The organism is Phenylobacterium sp. (assembly GCF_013822795.1).
GTDB lineage: Bacteria > Pseudomonadota > Alphaproteobacteria > Caulobacterales > Caulobacteraceae > Phenylobacterium.
Genome location: NZ_PNLB01000001.1, coordinates 139,167 through 158,245, shown reverse-complemented (window position 1 = coordinate 158,245; position 19,079 = coordinate 139,167). Strand labels below are relative to the sequence as shown.

17 protein-coding genes are annotated in these 19,079 nt (G+C 67.6%); 8 read left to right on the top strand and 9 right to left on the bottom strand.

Annotated elements, in window-relative coordinates:
* The 4 genes from C0481_RS00715 to flgK are packed head-to-tail and all read right to left on the bottom strand — an operon-like array spanning position 1 to position 5,491.
* A complete protein-coding gene (locus tag C0481_RS00715; protein ID WP_293399492.1) occupies positions 1-1,191 on the bottom strand; it encodes an acetyl-CoA C-acyltransferase in 1,191 nt (396 codons plus the stop codon).
* Positions 1,192-1,239: 48 nt separating this feature from the next.
* Positions 1,240-2,400, bottom strand: a complete 1,161-nt coding sequence (gene mnmA, locus C0481_RS00710; RefSeq protein ID WP_293399490.1) for a tRNA 2-thiouridine(34) synthase MnmA — start codon at positions 2,398-2,400, stop codon at positions 1,240-1,242.
* Between the two features lie 55 nt (positions 2,401-2,455).
* Positions 2,456-3,382: a flagellin gene (locus C0481_RS00705; protein WP_293399487.1), complete on the bottom strand. Its 927-nt coding sequence runs from the start codon at positions 3,380-3,382 to the stop codon at positions 2,456-2,458.
* Between the two features lie 12 nt (positions 3,383-3,394).
* Positions 3,395-5,491, bottom strand: coding sequence for a flagellar hook-associated protein FlgK (gene flgK, locus C0481_RS00700; RefSeq protein ID WP_293399484.1), 2,097 nt, complete (start codon positions 5,489-5,491; stop codon positions 3,395-3,397).
* 418 nt (positions 5,492-5,909) lie between these two features.
* On the opposite strand from flgK, the gene C0481_RS00695 reads away from it, so the two are divergent.
* From C0481_RS00695 to C0481_RS00680, 4 genes are all read left to right on the top strand, one after another.
* Positions 5,910-7,427, top strand: coding sequence for a flagellar hook-length control protein FliK (locus tag C0481_RS00695; RefSeq protein ID WP_293399481.1), 1,518 nt, complete (start codon positions 5,910-5,912; stop codon positions 7,425-7,427).
* 9 nt (positions 7,428-7,436) lie between these two features.
* Entirely contained in the window at positions 7,437-8,177 is a 741-nt protein-coding gene (locus C0481_RS00690; protein WP_293399478.1) for a flagellar hook assembly protein FlgD, read from the top strand.
* Positions 8,178-8,218: 41 nt separating this feature from the next.
* Positions 8,219-9,604 carry a flagellar hook protein FlgE gene (locus tag C0481_RS00685; RefSeq protein ID WP_293399475.1) on the top strand — a complete coding sequence of 462 codons (1,386 nt, stop codon included), beginning with the start codon at positions 8,219-8,221 and terminating at the stop codon, positions 9,602-9,604.
* Positions 9,605-9,770: 166 nt separating this feature from the next.
* Positions 9,771-10,058 carry a DUF1153 domain-containing protein gene (locus C0481_RS00680; RefSeq protein ID WP_293399472.1) on the top strand — a complete coding sequence of 96 codons (288 nt, stop codon included), beginning with the start codon at positions 9,771-9,773 and terminating at the stop codon, positions 10,056-10,058.
* 65 nt (positions 10,059-10,123) lie between these two features.
* Here the strand turns inward: C0481_RS00680 and C0481_RS00675 are convergent, their stop codons facing one another.
* On the bottom strand, positions 10,124-10,513 hold the full coding sequence (locus tag C0481_RS00675; RefSeq protein WP_293399470.1) for a RusA family crossover junction endodeoxyribonuclease: 390 nt from the start codon (positions 10,511-10,513) through the stop codon (positions 10,124-10,126).
* Between the two features lie 84 nt (positions 10,514-10,597).
* Between C0481_RS00675 and fumC the strand changes: the two genes are divergently transcribed.
* Positions 10,598-11,989: a class II fumarate hydratase gene (fumC, locus tag C0481_RS00670; RefSeq protein ID WP_293399467.1), complete on the top strand. Its 1,392-nt coding sequence runs from the start codon at positions 10,598-10,600 to the stop codon at positions 11,987-11,989.
* Positions 11,990-12,058: 69 nt separating this feature from the next.
* On the opposite strand, the gene C0481_RS00665 is transcribed toward fumC, so the two are convergent.
* Positions 12,059-13,075, bottom strand: a complete 1,017-nt coding sequence (locus tag C0481_RS00665) for a polyprenyl synthetase family protein (RefSeq protein ID WP_293399464.1) — start codon at positions 13,073-13,075, stop codon at positions 12,059-12,061.
* A gap of 114 nt (positions 13,076-13,189) precedes the next feature.
* Between C0481_RS00665 and C0481_RS00660 the strand changes: the two genes are divergently transcribed.
* Complete coding sequence (locus C0481_RS00660) at positions 13,190-13,954, top strand: methyltransferase (protein WP_293399462.1); 765 nt, start codon at positions 13,190-13,192, stop codon at positions 13,952-13,954.
* Here C0481_RS00660 and C0481_RS00655 read toward each other — a convergent pair.
* Positions 13,951-14,778, bottom strand: coding sequence for a thioesterase family protein (locus C0481_RS00655; protein WP_293399460.1), 828 nt, complete (start codon positions 14,776-14,778; stop codon positions 13,951-13,953). The two genes, C0481_RS00660 and C0481_RS00655, sit on opposite strands and share 4 nt — an antisense overlap.
* A 131-nt stretch (positions 14,779-14,909) precedes the next feature.
* On the opposite strand from C0481_RS00655, the gene C0481_RS00650 reads away from it, so the two are divergent.
* Positions 14,910-15,332: a VOC family protein gene (locus C0481_RS00650; protein ID WP_293399458.1), complete on the top strand. Its 423-nt coding sequence runs from the start codon at positions 14,910-14,912 to the stop codon at positions 15,330-15,332.
* Here the strand turns inward: C0481_RS00650 and otsA are convergent, their stop codons facing one another.
* The gene (gene otsA, locus C0481_RS00645) at positions 15,333-16,715 is read right to left on the bottom strand and encodes an alpha,alpha-trehalose-phosphate synthase (UDP-forming) (protein ID WP_293399455.1); all 1,383 of its coding nucleotides are present in this window, start codon (positions 16,713-16,715) and stop codon (positions 15,333-15,335) included.
* A gap of 374 nt (positions 16,716-17,089) precedes the next feature.
* On the opposite strand from otsA, the gene C0481_RS00640 reads away from it, so the two are divergent.
* Positions 17,090-17,788 (top strand): M23 family metallopeptidase, encoded by a 699-nt coding sequence (locus C0481_RS00640; protein WP_293399452.1) that lies wholly within the window; start codon positions 17,090-17,092, stop codon positions 17,786-17,788.
* Positions 17,789-17,931: 143 nt separating this feature from the next.
* Here C0481_RS00640 and ilvC read toward each other — a convergent pair whose 3' ends face one another.
* Positions 17,932-18,951, bottom strand: a complete 1,020-nt coding sequence (gene ilvC, locus C0481_RS00635; RefSeq protein WP_056025800.1) for a ketol-acid reductoisomerase — start codon at positions 18,949-18,951, stop codon at positions 17,932-17,934.
* Between the last annotated feature and the right edge of the window lie 128 nt (positions 18,952-19,079).

Sequence of the window (19,079 nt, the reverse complement as noted above, 5' to 3'; positions counted from 1 at the left end):
CTAGACCAGTTCCACCGCCATCGCGGTGGCTTCGCCGCCGCCGATGCACAGGCTGGCCACGCCGCGCTTGCCGCCGCGAGCTTCCAGGGCCGAGAGCAGCGTCGCCAAGATGCGGGCGCCGCTGGCGCCGATCGGGTGGCCCAGCGCGCAGGCGCCGCCGTTGACGTTCAGCTTGGTGCGGTCGATGCCCAGTTCACGCTCAGCGATCATCGCCACCACGGCGAAGGCCTCGTTGACCTCGAACAGGTCGACGTCGTCGACGCTCCAGCCGGCCTTCTTCAGCGCCTTCTGCATCGCCGGGACCGGAGCCGTCGTGAACAGGCCCGGCTCGTGGGCATGAGCGGCGTGGCTCACGACTTTGGCGACCACCTTCAACCCCAGTTTCTCGGCCACCGAGGCGCGGGTCATCACCAGCGCCGCCGCGCCGTCCGAAATCGACGAGGCGTTGGCCGCGGTGATCGCGCCGTCCTTGCCGAACGCCGGCTTCAGGCTCGGGATCTTGGCCGGATCGGCCTTCAGCGGCTGCTCGTCGGTCGACACCGTTTCGCTGCCCTTGCGGCTCACCACCTCGACCGGAACGATTTCGCGGGCGAAGGCGCCGCTCTCAGTGGCCGCGCGCGCGCGGGCCAGCGACGAGATCGCGAACTCGTCCATCGCCTCGCGGGTGAACTGGTAGGTCCGCGCCGTCTCGTCGGCAAACGAGCCCATCAACCGGCCGGGCTCATAGGCGTCCTCCAGACCGTCGAGGTACATGTGGTCGAAGGCCGTGTCGTGACCGATGCGCGCGCCGCCGCGGTGCTTGTTCAGCAGGTACGGGGCGTTGGTCATGCTCTCCATGCCGCCGGCGATCACGATGTCGACGCTGCCGGCCGCCAGGGCGTCATGGGCCATGATTGCGGCCTGCATGCCTGAACCGCACATCTTGTTGAGCGTGGTGGCCTCGACCGAGGTCGGCAGGCCAGCGCCCAGCGCCGCCTGGCGGGCCGGCGCCTGGCCAAGGCCGGCAGGCAGCACACAGCCCATGAATATCTGCTCGACCGCCTCGGGCGACACCCCTGCCCGCTCGACCGCGGCACGCACGGCGGCGGCGCCCAGTTCAGTGGCCTTGAGCGCGCTCAGCGAGCCCTGGAAGCTCCCCATCGGGGTGCGGGCGTAGGAGGCTATGACGACGGGATCGGCGGCTTGGGTCATGCCAACGATATAATTCGCCGCCTGGCGAATTGGAATGCTGTCCCAGCGTCAGCCGGCGGCGCGTTCCGTCGTGTCGATGAAACCGCCGCCCAGCACCCGCTCCGGCTGCTCAGGCGCATAGAGAACGCAGGCCTGACCCGGCGCGACGCCCTCTTCCGGGGTGTCCAACTCGACCGCCGCCACGCCGTCGCGCAGGGCCAGGCGTCCCGGGACCGGTTCGCGGGTGGAGCGCACGCGCGCCAGCACCGGCCGCCCGACCGCGCCGGCCATGTCGTCGCCTTCGCCCAGCCAGTTGGTTTCCTTCAGCGTCAGAGCGCTGGTCAACAGCGCCTCGCGCGGCCCGACGATCACCTGGCGATTGTCGGCGTCGATCTTCACCACGAACAGCGGATCGCCGACCGCGATGTTCAGGCCGCGGCGCTGGCCGATCGTGTAGCGAGTCACCCCTTCGTGGCGGCCGAGCACCCGGCCGTCCATGTGCACGACGTCGCCCGCTTCCGCGCCTTGCGGGCGCAGGCGATCGATGACCGTGGTGTAGCGGCCTTCCGGCACGAAGCAGATGTCCTGGCTGTCGGGCTTGTCCGCCGCCGCCAGGCCGAGCTCGGCCGCCACCCGGCGCACCTCGGGCTTGGGCAGCCCGCCCAGCGGAAAGCGCAGGAAGTCGAGCTGCTCGCGGGTGGTCGCAAACAGGAAGTAGCTTTGGTCGCGGGCCGGATCGGTCGCGCGCAGCAACTGCGCCCCGTCGCGGCCTTCGGCGCGCTGGACATAGTGCCCGGTCGCCATCGCCTCGGCGCCCAGGTCGCGCGCCACGTCCAGCAGATCGCGGAACTTCACGGTCTGATTGCAGCGGATGCAAGGGACTGGCGTCTCGCCGCGCAGATAGGCGTCGGCGAAGTCCTCGATGACCTGCTGCTTGAACTTGCTTTCGTAGTCGAGGACGTAGTGCGGGATGCCGATGACGTCGGCGGCGGTGCGCGCGTCATGGATGTCCTGCCCCGCGCAGCAGGCGCCCTTCTTCTGGATCGCCGCCCCATGGTCGTAGAGCTGCAGGGTCACGCCCACGACATCGTAGCCGGCCCTGGCCAGCAGGGCGGCGGTGACGGTGGAATCCACACCGCCGGACATGGCCGCGACGACCCGCGCGCCGGGCCTCAGGCCCACGGCGGCGCGCGCGGCTTCCACGGCGGCGTCTGTGAAAAGCGCGTTCATGGCGCGCTATGTAGCGGTTGGCGCCCGGATTTGCGAGGCCACCGGCGTCAGCGCCCTACTTCAGCGCGTTCAGCAGCGAAGAATCCCGCAAAGTGATGAACACCTGCGTCGAGGCCTGCAGCGCCAGAGTCGCTTTCTCCAGCTCGACAGAAGCCAGCGGCATGTTGGCGTCGACGATGTCGCCGATCATGCCCTTCAGGCTGTTCTGACGCGCAGTCAGGTCGACCTTCACATCGTCCACCCGCGCCTGCACCATCCCGTTGCGGGCGGTCTTGTCGATGACGTCGCTGGAAACGGTGTCCCAGTTGGCGAGCTCGTTGGTCAGGAAGGTCCGCTGCGCATCGGTCATGGTGCCGCCGAACGGCGTCGCCTCGTGGAACGCCTGCAGGGTCTTGAACGCCTGCAGCATCTGGGTCCCCAGGTCGTCGGCCAGCAGTCCAGTCTTCACCGTAGTGGCGTCGTCGACCTTGTGCTCGGTGATGAAGTCGTCGTTCTGGAAAAAGTCGGCGATCGCCGGCGTCAGCGGATTGGTCAGGTCCGACAGAGCCTGGGCGGTGACCGGCATGGTGTCGATCTTGCCGCCGGCGAACAGGTACTTGCCGCCGTAGCGCGAGTTCATCGACGACACCGCGTTGCGGAACTGCGCCTCGATCTCCTGCATCAGGGTGTCGGTGCGGCCCGTGGCGATGGCCTCTTCGATCGCCTGCTTGGTCCCGGCCGCCGCGTCGCCCAGCTGGGTCATCGCAAAGTCCTGGGTGGTCAGCTTGTCGGCGATCAGCTTGTTCTGGTCGAGATAGCCACCGATGCGGGTCTCCACCGAACGCATGGCCGTGAGCATCTCGGCGTTGCGGGAATAGTCCTTGAGGTTCGCCCCGTTCTCTTGGGTCGCCACGCGGTCGCCCGCGCTCATCTGCTTCTGCTGGGCGAGCATGATGTTCCGAAGAACCAGACTGTAATTGCCGCCGGTCGTGACGCGATACATCGTCAGGCTCCGCTAAACCATGTTCGTCAGGACGTCGAACAGCTCCTTCGCCGCCTGGATCATGCGGGCAGAAGCGTTGAAGGCCTGTTGATAAGTCGTCAGTCGCACGAGTTCTTCGTCGACGTTCACGCCCTCGACGGCGTCGCGGCGCGCCTGGGCTTCGTTCGACACCGACTCCGCGGCGCTCTTGCGGTTCTCCGCCGCCTCGGCCTGGCGGCCGATGGAGCCGCCGAATTCGGCCGCATAGCGCGAGAGCGTCATCGTCACCGTGCCGAGCGTGCCGGCCGGCGAGAAGGTGGTGGTGGCGTCGCCCGACGCGGCCAGCAGCCGGGCGCCGCGGCCGTCGCCGGCAGTGACCGCCGGCTTCCCGGCCGCCACTGACAGGTCCAGCGTCGCCAGGCCGAGCTTCATCGGGTCCTGGGCGATCGTCGGATCCACCTGATAGCTGCTCGCACGGCCGCTGCGCACGATCACGCCCAGGCCGAACAGCTGGCTCATCGACGGCCCGGTCGCGCCGCGCTGGGTCTGGTCCTGGGTGATCGAGAGCGTGGCGTTCTGCGGCGCCGAGCCGGTGAATGTCAGCGCGCCCTTGGAATCCAGGCTGAAGGCGCCGTTGACGCCGACGCCGGACGCCGGGTCGTTCAGCGCCGCCACCAGATCGTCCATCGAGGTGACCGGCGGTCCCGGCACCGTAAACGTCATGTCGCGGATCGGCTTGCCGTCCGCCTGGGCCAGCCGGAAGCTGATGGTCTGGCCGGGCGTAAAGCCGTGCGGGTCTGTCCCCCGCAGCCCGGTCTCGTAGCTCATCATGTCGCCGGAGCGGACCAGGTCGTTGAGCCCGAAGAAGTGCGAGAAGCCGCGCCCCGCCTTGGTCGAGGTGCCTTCGTCGATGGCGATGCGATTGTCGCCCGTCCCGGCGATGCTCAGCGCCCCATTGGTGAAGCTGGCCGTCGCCGCCCCGCCCATTGCGGTGTTCAGGCTGGTCAGGAAGCTGGCCGGGGTGAAGGCGCCGCCCGGAACCATGGTCCCGGCGTCGAAGTCAATGTCGACGCGGCTTTGGACCACGCCGTCCTTGTCGAGGATCGCCACCGTCGTCTTGCCGGTGAACCCGCCCACTGCGGTCGGCAGATCCAGGCCCGTGTCACGGCCGTTCAGCACCTTCGGCGGCGGCGAGGCCGTGGTCTTGTTGTGCGCCGCGTTAATCTGCTCGACCGTGCGCGAGATGAACTCGCCCAACTGGTCGGCCATCCCCGGCAAGGTGGTGTCGCGCAGGTCCATCAGACCGCGGATTTCGCCGCCAGAAATCTGGATCGGTTGCGGGAAGCCCACGCCCCCTTCCGGTTCGACCGCGATGTAGCCCTTGGTGGCGTCGGTGCGGTTGTAGCTCAGCGTCGCAGCCTTGCCGTCGCCGGCCAGCAGCAGGCCTTCCGCCGAGCGGATGGTCACCCCGCCGTTGGTGCGTTGCGCCACCTGGACGTTCATCAGCGTGGCCAGTTCGTCGACCAGCTGACTCTGGATGTTTTCCGAGCCCGACGCATCGCCGCTGGTCAGCTTGGCGCGGCTGATGTCGGCGTTCATCTGGTTGATCTGCCGCAGCAGGTCGTTGATGCGGTTGACGTTCGAGGAGATGCGCGCGTCGACCGTCTCGCCCAGTTCGTTGATCTGGGTGTTGATGCGGCCCGTCTCGGTCAGGAAGTCCTCGACCTTGGAGATCCCCTGGCTGCGCAGCAGGCTCGACGACGGATCGTCCGCCGCAGCGGCGAAGGCCGTGAAAATCTGATCCAGCCGCGAGAAGTAGAACGTCTCTTTGCCGGGATTGCCGAACAGGCTCTGGGCGTTGTCGAGGTACTGCGAGAACACGTCCCAGCGCGAGGCGTCCGAAGACGACGTCAGCGAGGCGAGTTGCAGATACTGGTCCGTGATCCGCCGCACGCCCTGGATGTCGACGCCCATGCCCTGGCCGCCGACGACCAGCGGCATCTGGTCGACCTGTTTGCGGACATAGCCGGACGTGTTGACGTTGGCGATATTATCCGACGTGACGCGCAGGTTCATCTGGGCCGCATTCAGCCCGGACGAAGCCGTCTTCAGCATAGCCGTCAGTGACAAGGTTTACCCTCCGCCCGGCAAAGCCTGACGCGCGACCCGGCGAAATCTGCCGAGATATTGGTGAACGCCCGCGCGAGGGCCATGCAAAAATCCAATCTTTTCAACGAAATCCGTTTTGGAGCTCGCCGAACCGCGGAAACACGGCGCAAGACCGGCGCCAGTTCCGAAGCGCGCGCTGGCGGGCGCCTCGCGCATCGATGCGGTCAGGGCGGCAGGGACGACCCATCGCGCAGCTTCGGCTCGGCAAAAAACGCCACGCACGCCGTACTCGCCGCCCGACGGAAATCGTCTTTTCTATTTTATTTCAAATACTTGATCAGTTGGCGCGAAGGTTGCTCAGGCCCCGTCGAATGTACGCGGCGCAGAAGCGCTCCCATCGATAAGCCCAGCCGAGCGCCGGGCGGATTCATCGGAAGCCATGACAGCGCCTCTGTTCAATTTGCCGATTACGAACCCGATCGTCGGGTCCTCCGCCGCCACGAACGGCGGCCAGGGCGCGCTGGGCGGATTCGATGCGCTGCTGGCCGCGTTCTTTGGACCGACTGACCAGTCCGCGGCCGCCGGCGTCGCCGGCAGTGCGGGCCTGTTCGCCGCGGCCGCTGACGGCGAGACGCCTGAGGGCGCCGAGGGCGATCAGCAGCTGGCGGGCGACGTCGGGGTAGCCGATCCCGCAGTTCAGGCGCAGCCGGCCATGCCCGCTGACGCCATGACCATGGCCGCGCTGCTGGTTGCGCCGCAGGTTGTCCCCCAACCGATCCAGGCGGCGCCCGCGGAAGACGGCGGGGTTTCTGGCGACGCGCCGGCTCAGACGCCTACCGCACCGACCGCCGCCTTCGCCCCGGCCCCGCCGGCCGGCGAGACCCTGCCCGCCCCCCCGCCCAAGGCCGTGGCGCAGGCGGTCGCACCGTCGGACCTGCCGGAAGACGTCCAGGCGCCGCTCGCCGAGACCGCTCACGCCGCCGCCCCGCTGGCCAAGCCGGCGACCACCGCCGAGCCCGCGCCCGCGCCCGCCAAGGCGCAGACCAAGACGGCCACGCCAGCCGCCCCGACGCCGCAACCGCAGACCGCTGCGAGGCCCCAGCCCGCCGCGGCCGCCGCCGCGACCGAAGCCCCGCAGGCTCAGCTCGCTCAGGCCGAGGCCGCCGTCCCGGCCGCCGCGGACGAGGTCAAGCCGCAGGAGCCCCAGTCGGCCGCACGGCCCGCGCGCCACGCTGACGCCGCACGCCGCCGCGACGCCGCCGCCCAGCCCGGCATGGCCGCCCCTGCCGACGACGGCGTTGTCGCGCCTAACGCGGTGACCGCTGCGGCCAGCGCCGGCGATGCTGGCAAGACCGCCGCCGCGCTCGAGACCGAGGCCGCGCCGCTCGCACCCAAAGACGCCAAGAGCGAACCGGCGGCCGCCGCCGACACGCCCGACGTTCCGGCCCCCGCGCCGGCCGCCCCGGCCGCGCACGCTCATGCGCCCGCCGCGGCCGCGCCCGTGCGCGCCACGTCCGAGACCATCGCCAATCTGACCGCCCAGATCAGCAAGAAGCTGGAAGGCCGGACTACGAAATTCGAGGTTGAGCTGGCTCCCGCCGGCCTTGGCCATGTCAGCGTCTCGGTCGAGATCGCCGCCAGCGGCAAGATGACCGCGGCGATGTCGTTCGACTCGCCCCAGGCCGCCGCCGAGCTGCGCGCCCGCTCGCACGAGTTGCAGCGCGCCCTGGAACAGGCCGGCTTCGACCTGACGGGCGGCCTCTCCTTCGACGTCAACGGCGAGCGCGGCGGCGACGGCCGCGGCCTGGCCCAGCAGCAACAGCAGAACGACGGCGCCTGGCGCGGCCGGGCCTTCCAAGCGGTGCTCGGCACCGCCGGGGAAGCGGCCGAGACCGCCGCCATCGCCGCGCTTCAATACGCCCGCCGGTCCGACACCGGCGTCGACATCCGGATCTAGGGGGCCGTCATGGCGATCGATCCTACCGCAGCTGCAAGCAGCGCCGGCGCCTCGGGCACCGGGCGCACGCGCCTGGCCGACAGCTACGAGACGTTCATGAACCTCCTGACGGCACAGATCAAAAACCAGGATCCGCTGTCGCCGATGGACTCCACCCAGTTCACCCAGCAGCTCGTGCAGATGACGGGCGTGGAGCAGCAGCTGCTGACCAACGACCTGCTGGAAAAACTGGTCACCAACACCGGCTCGGGCATCCAGACCTCAGTCAGTCTGCTCGGCCGCGAAGTCCGCGCGGTCCACAACGAGGCCAAGCTCACGGCCGGCAAGGCCGACTGGTCCTACAAGCTGGACCGCGAAGCGACCGAGGTGACCATCGAAGTGGTCAACAGCCTCGGCAAGGTCGTTCAGGTCGAGAAGACCAGTGGCGACGACCTGAAGGCCGGCGACCACACCTACTCCTGGAACGGCAAGGACCGCACCGGCGCCCAGCTGCCGAACGGCGAGACCTACACCCTGCGGATCACCGCCAAGGACTCCGCCGGCGCCGCCGTGGGCGTCACCAACTTCCTGAAGGGCGTCGTCACCGGCGTCGAGCAAAGCGACGGCAAGACCTTCATCACCGTCAACGGCGTCCAGATCGGCTGGGAGAAAGTCACCTCCATCGCCGACGTGCCGAAGACGGCCTCCACCGACACCACCCCTGATCCCGACAAGCAGGACGACGACACGTCGTCCCAACAGGCCGTCTGACGGCGCCTGATCCCAGCATTCGTATAGAAAGGTAGACACCCATGAGCATCAACAGCGCCATGCTCTCCGGCGTTTCCGGGCTGATCACCAACTCGTCGGCCCTGGCGGCGATTTCGGACAACATCGCCAACGTCAACACCACCGCCTACAAGCGCAACCAGGTGAACTTCGCCAACGTCGTGACCGCCCAGGCGGTCAAGGGCCGCTACTCGGCCGGCGGCGTGCAGGCGGTCACCCGCCAGTTCATCAGCCAACAGGGCCTGATCCAGTCGGCGACCTCGCCGACCGATCTCGGCATCTCGGGCGACGGCTTCTTCGTCGTGGCGACAAAGGGCGGCGCCCTGACCGCGAACGACGAACGCGTCTTCACCCGCTCGGGCTCGTTCAGCGTCGACGCTGACGGCTATCTCGTCAACGACGCCAAGCTCTACCTGCAGGGCTGGCCGGTCCAGAACGACGGCACGTTCAACACGAACCCGTCCGACCTGAACATGATGCAGTCGATCAACGTGAAGAACCTGGGCGCGGCCGTCCGCGCCACCGGCAACATCGTGGTCAACGCCAACCTCAACAAGAGCCTGGTGGCCGACCCGGCCAAGAACACATCTTACACCACGCCCGGCATGATGGCCGATTGGGCTCTCAACCAGGATCCGGCCACCGGAGTGCAGCCCGACTTCACCTTTGAAATGAACGTCATCGACTCGGTCGGCGCCACCCACAAGGTTGCGGTGGCCTTCATCAAGGACGACGCGACGCCGAACAAGTGGAAGGCGGAAATGTACGCTGTTCCGGCGACCGACATCGACGACGGGACCACCAACGGCCTGATCGCCTCGGGCGACGTCATGTTCACCGCCGACGGTCAGCTCGACCTCACTCACGCCGACACCACCCTGTTTGGCCCGACCGCAACCCTGAACCTCGGAGCCTCGGGCACCGCCGGCACGCCCCGCTGGGCCGACAGTCTCGGCGTCCAGGCCTCGGACATCGCCCTAGACTGGAGCAAGGTCACCCAGTACGCCTCGCCCTCGACCCTGAACTCCGCAAATTCCGACGGCGCCAACGTCGGTAACGTGGTCGGCGTTGAAGTCAGCGAGGACGGCGTTGTTTCGGCGATCTTCGACAACTCTGAAGTTCGCCAGATCGCGAAGATCGGCCTCGCCAGTTTCGCCAATCCTGACGGCCTGGCGGCGGTGAGCGGTAACGCCTATCGCGCCACCATCCCTTCGGGTGAGTTCGTGATCAAGCAGCCGGGCATCGGCGGGGCCGGCGAAATCGCCGCCGGTACACTGGAAGCCTCGACCGTCGACCTGTCGGCAGAGTTCACCGGCCTGATCACTACGCAGAAAGCTTACTCAGCATCTTCGAAGATCATCACCACCGCAGACCAGATGCTTGAGGAGTTGATCAATATTAAGAGGTAATATTGGTCGTTAACAACTCACAACATCACTCGATAACTTAGACTGTACCAAAAACGGACAACGACGAATCATGAGCAAGGATTTGTTTACTATCGTGATTCACCGGCCGTTATGCCCCACCCGTTACATTCTTCCCGAACAGTGATGGTCGGAAAGGCGTAAAGCCATGTTGCAACAACAGCAGACGCGCACGAACAGCCGCGGCGAGGCGTACGTCATCGGTCCGACGGGTGCGCCCCTGACGCTTAAGGATCTGCCGCCGGCCGACACCGGTCGGTGGGTGATCCGTCGCAAGGCCGAAGTGGTCGCCGCTGTCCGCGGCGGGCTGCTGACGCTCGACGACGCCTGCGAGCGCTACTCATTGACCAACGAGGAATTCCTCGCCTGGCAGAAGTCGATCGATCGCCACGGCCTCGCCGGCCTGCGCACCACGCGTATCCAGCAGTACCGCTGATCCCGTAGACCCCTCCGGGAATTGCGAACCGCGGCCGCGCCCTCCAGGGCGCGGCCGCTTTCGTTTCAGCGCTGGTAGGCGGCCCCGAGCAGGTTCACGTCCGACAGCTTGCGCACGGTGACCGTGATCTGCTCGCGCTCGCCGGCCCGCCGCTCCACCAACAGCCGCGCCACCTGGGCGTCGTCATGAAAAGTGTAGCCCTTGATCGCGTCGAGGATCGCCTTGGCCAGGTTGTCGAGGTCGATCCAGGGCGGGTCGCCGACATACTCCATGACGATGTCGACGCCGAACTCGCCCCAACTGGGTCGCGAGCCGCGCCAAGCCTTGCGGAAGAACTCGTAGACCAGCGGCTTGTAGTACTTGGCCTGGGTGGTCAGGCCGTCGACCACCACCTCGACGACGCCTTCGGCCTCGCGCGCCCGCACCTTCCCGTGGGATATCCAATCGCCGTCCATGACCCTCCTTAGGGCCTGCGCGCCTTGCAGTCTCGCGCGCGTTCGCTAAACCGGCGCTGCGAACTCACCGGAGCTGAAGACACCATGACCGCGACCCGCACCGAGACCGACACCTTCGGACCCATCGAGGTCGCGACCAACGTCTATTGGGGCGCGCAGTCGCAGCGCTCGATCGGCAACTTCAAGATCGGCTGGGAACGCCAGCCCAAGCCGGTGATCCGCGCCCTGGGCATCGTCAAGCGCGCCGCCGCCGAAGCCAACATGGAGCTCGGCAAGCTCGACCCGAAGATCGGCGCGGCCATCGTCGCCGCCGCCCAGGAAGTCATCGACGGCAAGCTGGACGACCACTTCCCGCTGGTGGTCTGGCAGACCGGCTCCGGCACCCAGTCGAACATGAACGCCAACGAGGTGATCTCGAACCGCGCCATCGAGATGCTGGGCGGCGTCATGGGTTCCAAGAGCCCGGTGCACCCGAACGACCACGTCAACATGAGCCAGTCGTCCAACGACACCTATCCGACGGCGATGCACATCGCCTGCGCCGAACAGGTGGCCAAGGAGCTGATGCCGGCGCTGGAGCACTTGCACGCGGCCCTGAAGGTCAAGGTCAAGGCCTTCGACCACATCATCAAGATCGGCCGCACCCACACCCAGGACGCCACGCCCCTCACCCTCGGCCAGGAGTTCTCCGGCTACTCGCAGCAGGTCGCCAACGGCGTGCGCCGGATCAAGGACAGCCTCTACGGCCTTTATGAGCTAGCCCAAGGCGGCACCGCGGTCGGCACCGGCCTCAACGCGCCGGTCGGCTTCGCCGAACTGGTCGCCAAGAAGATCGCCGACATCACTCACCTGCCGTTCGTGACTGCGCCCAACAAGTTTGAAGCTCTCGCCGCCCACGACGCCATGGTCTTCAGCCACGGCGCGATCAACACGATCGCCGGCAGCCTGTTCAAGATCGCCAACGACATCCGCTTCCTGGGCTCCGGCCCGCGTTCGGGCCTTGGCGAACTGGCCCTGCCGGAGAACGAGCCGGGCTCGTCGATCATGCCGGGCAAGGTCAACCCGACCCAGTGCGAGGCCCTGACCATGGTCTGCACCCAGGTGTTCGGCAACAACGCCACGCTGACCTTCGCCGGCGCGTCGGGCCACTTCGAGCTCAACGTCTTCAACCCGGTGATGGCCTACAACTTCCTGCAGTCTTGCCGCCTGCTGGCCGACGCCTCGATCTCGTTCACCGACAACTGCGTGGTCGGCATCGAGGCCCGCGAAGACAACATCAAGGCCGCGCTCGAGCGCTCGCTGATGCTAGTCACCGCCCTGAACAGCAAGATCGGCTACGACAACGCCGCCAAGATCGCCAAGACCGCTCACAAGAATGGCACCACCCTGCGCGACGAAGCGGTCGGCGGCGGCTATGTCACCAACGAAGAGTTCGACGCCCTGGTCCGCCCGGAAAAGATGATCAGCCCGGGCTGATCATCGACGCCCTGAACGTAAAAAGGCCGCCCCCGGGGCGGCCTTTTTTGTGTTTGGGGTTCGAGGCCGCTACGCCTTCCGCTGGACTGCGAAGTCGGCGAGGTCTTCCAGCGCCGGGCGCCAGCTGTTGCTGGCCGCAAAGTCCGCCAATTGCGCCTTGGCGGTCGCGGCGTAGTCGCCGGCCAGCGCCAAGGTCGCGCCGTCGGCGCCGGTCGAGGCGACCAGTCCGCGGGCGCGCTCGAAATCCTCGTCGGTCTGCTCGCGGCGGCCGACCGTCCGATCCCAGAACGGCTTCTCGGCCGCGCCGGTCTTGGCGATGGCCAGCAGCAGCGGCAGGGTCGCCTTGCCTTCCCGGAAATCGTCGCCGGCGTTCTTGCCCAGGGTGGCCGCGTCACCGCTGTAATCGAGGGCGTCGTCGACCAGCTGAAAGGCCAGGCCCAAGTCCTGCCCGAATTTGCGCAACGCCTCGCGGCGCTCGGGGCTGGCGCCGGCCGACACCGCGCCGGCCTCGGCCGCGGCGGCGAACAGCTCGGCGGTCTTGGCCCGGATGATTTCCAGATAGAGATCCTGCGACAGGTTCAGATCGTGGGCGCGGGTCAGCTGCAGCACCTCGCCCTCGGCGATCACGCGACTGGCGCGGGCCAGGATCTCCAGCGCCTGCATCGAGCCGGCCTCAACCATCAGCTCGAAGGCGCGGGCGAACAGGAAGTCGCCCACCAGCACGCTGGCCGGCGCGCCCCAGATCAGGTGCGCGGCGACCTTGCCGCGGCGCAGCTGCGAGGAGTCGACCACGTCGTCGTGCAGCAGGGTGGCGGTGTGAATGAACTCGACCGCCGCCGCCAGCTTCAGGCAGGCGTCGTCCTGCGCCCCGGCCACACGGGCCGCGGCGATGGTCAGCAACGGCCGCAGCCGCTTGGCCGATCCGCCGATCAAGTGCTCGGCCAGGGCCGGGATCACCGACACGGGGCTTTGCATGCGATCACGGATCAGGGCGTCGACCTTGGCCATGTCGGGCTTCGCGAGCTCCAGGAGCCCGTCGATCGAGACGGGTTTTTCGCGGGCGATCGCGGCGCTGGCGGCGTCCAAAATACCGAAACTCCAAGGCGTTCGACGCCCCTCGCGAGGGGGCCGGCGTTTGCGGGGGACAATGGTCACGGGATAGACCAGGGTCAAGGCGGGCTTAGCCGTCTCCGAGCGCAAATGGAACCAGTGTCAGACCTGACAGACCCCGCATTTTCTGAGGACCGGCTGCTCGGCGGGCGAGTCCTGCTACGCCAGGGTGTGCGAGGTTACCGCGCAGGCATGGATGCGGCCCTGCTTGCAGCGTCTTGCGACGCCCCCGACGGCGCGCGCGTGCTGGAGGCCGGCTGCGGCGCGGGCGGCGCGCTGCTCGCCGCGGCGACACGCCGTCCGGGGGCGAGCTTCGTCGGCGTGGAGCGCGACGCCGCCGCCGCCGCCCTCGCCCACCAGAACGTCCAGGCCAACGGCCTGCAGGATCGCGTCGAAATCGTGGAGGCCGACGTCGCCCTCCCCTTCAAGCGCCTAGCCCTGCAGCCGTTCGATGCGGTGATGGCCAACCCGCCGTTCTTCGATGATCCCGGCGCCCTGCGCGCGCCCACGCCCGAAAAGCTCGGCGCGTGGATGGCCGACGGCGGCCTCGCCGCCTGGATCGGCTTTCTGCTGAAGGCCGTGCGCGAGGGCGGCTCGATCACTGTAATTCATCGGGCCGATCGCTTGGCCGACATCCTCGCCCTGCTCGCGCCCAAGGCCGGATCGTTCCAGATTCGCCCGATCCACTCCCACGCCGACGCCCCGGCCAAGCGCGTGCTGGTCCGCGCGCTCAAGACCGGCAAGGCCCCGCTGCAACTACTGCCGCCCCTGGTCCTGCACCCCCGCGACGGCGCCAAGCACACCAACGAGGCCGAAACGATCCTACGGGGAGAGGCGGCGCTCGGCTGGCTCTAGCTCTTGAACCACACCACCTGGTGCGAGACCGCCAGCAGGACGCCGTCGTCCGACCAGATCTCCGCGCTCTGGTCGTTGAAGCCGTGGCGGAAGACGCGGGCGTCGGCCACGCCCAGCACCGGGCGCGCGTCCTGCCGGGAGAGCGCCGCCTCGTCGGCCATGAAATAGGTCGACAGCGAGACCGTGGCGACCGGCGGAATGTCGCCGCGCACCTGCAGGATCTTGACCACGAAGGTGTCGCAGATCGCCGCCAGCGAGACGTAGTCCAGCGGCCGCGGCGGCTCGTCCCGCACCCAGCTGTGCGACAGCGCCGCCCCCGGCGCCTGCGGGCTCGCGGCCCCAGGGATCGGTTCGCCGCGCTCGAAGCGGAACTCGTAGCGACCGCGCCAGCCGGTGCGCCCGGAGGTGTCGAGCACCGGGGTCTGGGCCGCTGGCGGCACGCTTGGCGGCGCGGCCGGGGCATGGCTCCAGGTCTCGCGGTCGGGACCGGTCACGGTGCTGGCGGTGGTCACGACCACCCCGGCCTGCAGCATTTCCACCTGCCAGTGCTGAGTTGATCGCCCGTCGCGCACCAGTCGCACCACGACCTCGAACGCGCCCTCGGCGACCGCCGCGCAGAAGTTGACGGTCTGGGCCACCGGCCGGCCGCGCCGCTGCGGATGGTCGAGCACCGCCTTCATCAGAATCGCCGCCGTCGTCCCGCCGAACGGCCCGGCCATGTTCCAGTAAGGGGCCGACGTCGCGCCGCGGTAGGCGCCAGGGCCGGCAGGCTCCAGGCGGACGGCCTCATCGAGGGGGTGCAAGGCGCTCAGGGCATCAGTCATCGGAGCAGCATGGACGGCCTTTCCCGCAGCGTCGATGACCTCGCAGGTCATCGCCTTTTGCAAAGCCATTATTTTACAAAATTGGTCGGCTATTTTAGGAAAGGAACTCCTTTCCAAATCAGGAGGCCGCGATGTCGCCCATCACCCTCGAACGACCGCCGCTGGCCGGTTGCATCCTGCGGGTGGCGCGGCCGACCGACCAGATGGAGGCGGTCGTCGCCTTCTATCGCGACGGTCTCGGCTTTCCGGAACTGACACGCTTTTCAGATCACGACGGCTTCGACGGGGTGATCCTGGGCTTTCCGGGCGCGCCCTATCATCTGGAGTTCACCAGCGCGCGTGGGCACGCCGCCGGCCGCGCGCCGACGCCAGACAATCTGCTCGTGGTCTACATGCCCGACGCCCGCGCCTGGAGTCGGATGATCGGCGTCATGCGGCGACGCGGCCACGAGCCCGTCGAGTCGTTCAATCCCTACTGGGACCGGGAGGGCGTGACCTACGAGGACCCAGACGGCTATCGCGTGGTCCTCCACCAGGGGATCTGGCCGGTCTAATCAGCCACGCGCGGTGGTCATCAGCGCCGTAACGAAGTCGTCGCGCCAAGCCGCCACATCGGTGCGACGCAGGCCGTCCATCAAGGCGCTCCAACGTTCGATCCGCTCGGCCTTGTCCATGGCCAATCCGCGCACGATGGCCTCAGCCACCTCCTCGCGGTTGAATGGATTGACGATCAGCGCCTGCTGCATCTGCTCGCTGGCCCCGGCGAACTGCGACAGCACCAGCACGCCCGGGTCCTGCGGGTCCTGGGCTGCAACATACTCCTTGGCCACCAGGTTCATTCCGTCGCGCAACGGCGTCACCAAGCCGATCCGCGCGGCGCGGTAGACGCCGGCCAGCTCATCGCGCCGGTAGCCGCGGTTCACGTAACGGATCGGCACCCAGTCGACGGTGGCGAACGCCCCGTTGATGCGCCCGGTCACCGCGTCCAGCCGCGCGCGGATCTCCTGATAGGCGTCCACCTCTTCACGGCTCGGCGTCGCAATCTGCAGCAGGAAGACCTGTTCGCGCAGCTCCTCGTGGTCGGTCAACACTTGCTCATAGGCCAGGAAGCGTTCCTCCAGGCCCTTGGAGTAGTCCAGCCGGTCCACACCGACGATCATCGCCCGACCATTGAGACTGGCCTGCATCCGGTCGAATTCGGCCTTGGCGACCTCGCCGCTCGCGGCCGCTTCGAAGCTCTCGACGTCCAGCCCGATCGGAAAGGCGCCGACCCGCGCGGTGCGGCCGAAGGCATGAGCCAGACCGTCCGGCTCGACGCTGCCGCCGACCTCGGCGGTGACATAGTCCCGAAAAGCGCTGGCCGAGTCTTCGGTCTGGAAGCCCAGCAGGTCGTAATCGAACAGCGCCTCCACCAGCGCCTCGTGCTCGGGCAGGGTCAGCAGCAGCCGCCGCGCCGGCCAGGGGATGTGCAGGAAAAAGCCGATGCGGTTGCGCACACCGCGCCGCCGCAGCTCCTGGGCCAGCGGGATCAGGTGGTAGTCGTGCACCCAGATCACGTCGTCCGGCCCCACCAGCGGGGTCAATGCATCGGCGAAGCGCGCATTGACCCGCGCATAGCCCTCGCTGAACGAGCGCTCGTAGGAGCTGAGGTCCACGCGATAGTGGAACAGCGGCCAGAGCGTGCGGTTGGCATAGCCGTTGTAGTACTCCTGGCGGTCCTGCTCTTCGAGATCCACCGTCGCCACGGTGACGCCGCCGACCTTCTGGATGGCGATCTGGCCCGAGTACTCGTCGACCGTCTGGCCGCTCCAGCCGAACCACACGCCGCTATGCTCGCGCAGCGCCGCCGCCAGCGCCATGGCCAGGCCGCCGACCGCGCCCTCGCCGCCGTCGCCCGGAGGCTGCACGCGGTTGGACACCACGATCAGACGACTCATCGTGCGCACCTCGCCGCATGGCGGACGGGCACGGGTATAGATTTGACTATTACGAACAGAATTTGAGACTTTCCTTAGCCACGATCAGAATAACTGACACGCAAGGCTCTAATAGGTCAGATCGAAATCAGCGGCCCGACCGCACGCCCTCATCAAAATCGGGGCGATACTGCAAACAACTCGCGATCACATCGTAACACACCTCAAGCGCGCGTCGCCCAGGCTCACGCAACCGTGACCTTGCGCAATTAGACCAGCGACACCCGGTCACATGCTGCATCGCGGCGCGAGTCTCCATATGGACACCCAAGGGGCGAGACCGGGCCCGGCGCCGAACGCCGATCAGCCGCCATCGCAGAGGAAACGACAGACGCATGTTCCGCGCCACGACGACGCCTGCTCCCGACAAGTTCCAGATCTGGATGACTCAGACCTGGCTGACCTTGGGCGCCGCCGTTCTCGCTGCGGGCTTCCTCCAGGCCGGCGCCCATGCGGCCGCGCGCGCCAACTTCACCAGCGCGCACGGCGCCAAGCCGCTGGCGCTGGCGCTCGAACCCGTCGCGCCGCCCGCGACCGGCGAGAAGGTTCTGGTTTGGCAGGGCAAGGACGTCGACGGCGACGGCGCGGCCGACTTCGTCAATCCGACCGGCCAGTCGCCGCGCACCCATGACGCCTATGGCTTCGGCGCGTTCGGGGCCTCGCGCGACGGCGGCTCGCGCAAGCACGAGGGCGTCGACTTCATGGCGCAGGCTGGCCAGCCGGTAGCCGCGCCGATCTCCGGCTATGTCACCAAGGTCGGCATGGCCTATGCCGACGACAAGCATCTGAAGTTCGTCGAGATCACCAACCCGGCCATCAAGTACGTGGCACGGGTGTTCTACATCGACCCCAGTGTCGCCGAGGGCGACGTCGTGCGCCTGGGCCAGGACATCGGCGCCGCCCACGGCCTGCAGACCCGCTACCCGGACGGCATGACCGACCACGTGCACCTGGAACTGATGGGCCCGAACCAGAAGCGCATGGACGCCACCGCCGTGCTGTCCGAGCGCTACGTCACCCGTTTCGGCGCCTAGCCCTTGCGGCGGCAGGCGCACGCCGCTCAGCACCATCGGCCCGCCGCAGCGGTGAACGGCGCCGGACCCGCGACCAAGCCGGACACATGAAAAAGGCCCGGACGCGAGTCCGGACCTTTCTCGTCTCTGAAAGCTGAGCGCCCTTAGTTGCGGGCTTGGTCGACCAGCTTGTTCTTGGTGATCCAGGGCATCATGGCGCGCAGACGCTGGCCCACTTCCTCGATCTGGTGCTCGCTGGCGCGGCGACGGGTCGCCTTCAGGCTCGGCTGGCCGGCCTCGTTCTCCAGCATGAAGTCACGCACGAAGCGGCCCGACTGGATGTCTTCCAGCACACGCTTCATTTCCGCCTTGGTGTCGGCGGTCACGACGCGCGGACCGGTGACGTACTCGCCGTACTCGGCCGTGTTCGAGATCGAGTAATTCATGTTGGCGATGCCGCCTTCGTAGATCAGGTCCACGATCAGCTTCACCTCGTGCAGGCACTCGAAGTAGGCCATTTCGGGCGCGTAGCCCGCCTCGACCAGGGTTTCGAAGCCAGCGCGGATCAGTTCCACCAGGCCGCCGCAGAGCACGGCCTGTTCGCCGAACAGGTCGGTCTCGCACTCTTCACGGAAGGTCGTCTCGATGACGCCCGAACGGCCGCCGCCGATCGCCGAGGCGTAGGCCAGACCGAAGTCCAGCGCGTTGCCCGTCGAGTTGTGGTGGATGGCGATGAGGCACGGCACGCCGCCGCCCTTTTGATACTCGCCGCGCACGGTGTGACCCGGGCCCTTCGGCGCGATCATCAGGACGTCGATGCTGTCCTTGGGCTCGATCAGGTTGAAGTGCACGTTCAGGCCGTGCGCGAACAGAAGCGCCGCGCCGTCCTTGATGTTGGGAGCGATTTCGTTGGCGTAGATGCCGCGCTGCAGTTCGTCGGGCGCCAGCACCATGATCGCGTCGGCCCAGGCCGAGGCTTCGGCCACGGTCATCACCTTCAGGCCGTCGGCTTCCACCTTCTTGGCGGTCGCCGAGCCGGGGCGAAGCGCTACCACTACGTCTTTGACGCCGGAGTCCTTAAGGTTCAGCGCGTGAGCGCGACCTTGGCTACCATAGCCTACGATCGCAATCTTCTTGTCCAGGATGCGGGCGAGGTCGGCGTCGCGGTCATAGTAGACGCGCATGATCATTCTCCTGAAGTCGAAGGTAGCCACGGTTCCGCGCAACGGCGCCGCAGCAAAGGCCGGGCTATGGAGGGGAATTTTGCGCGGAGGTCAAGGGAAGCTCGCGGCGATGCGGCGTTTCGCCGGAA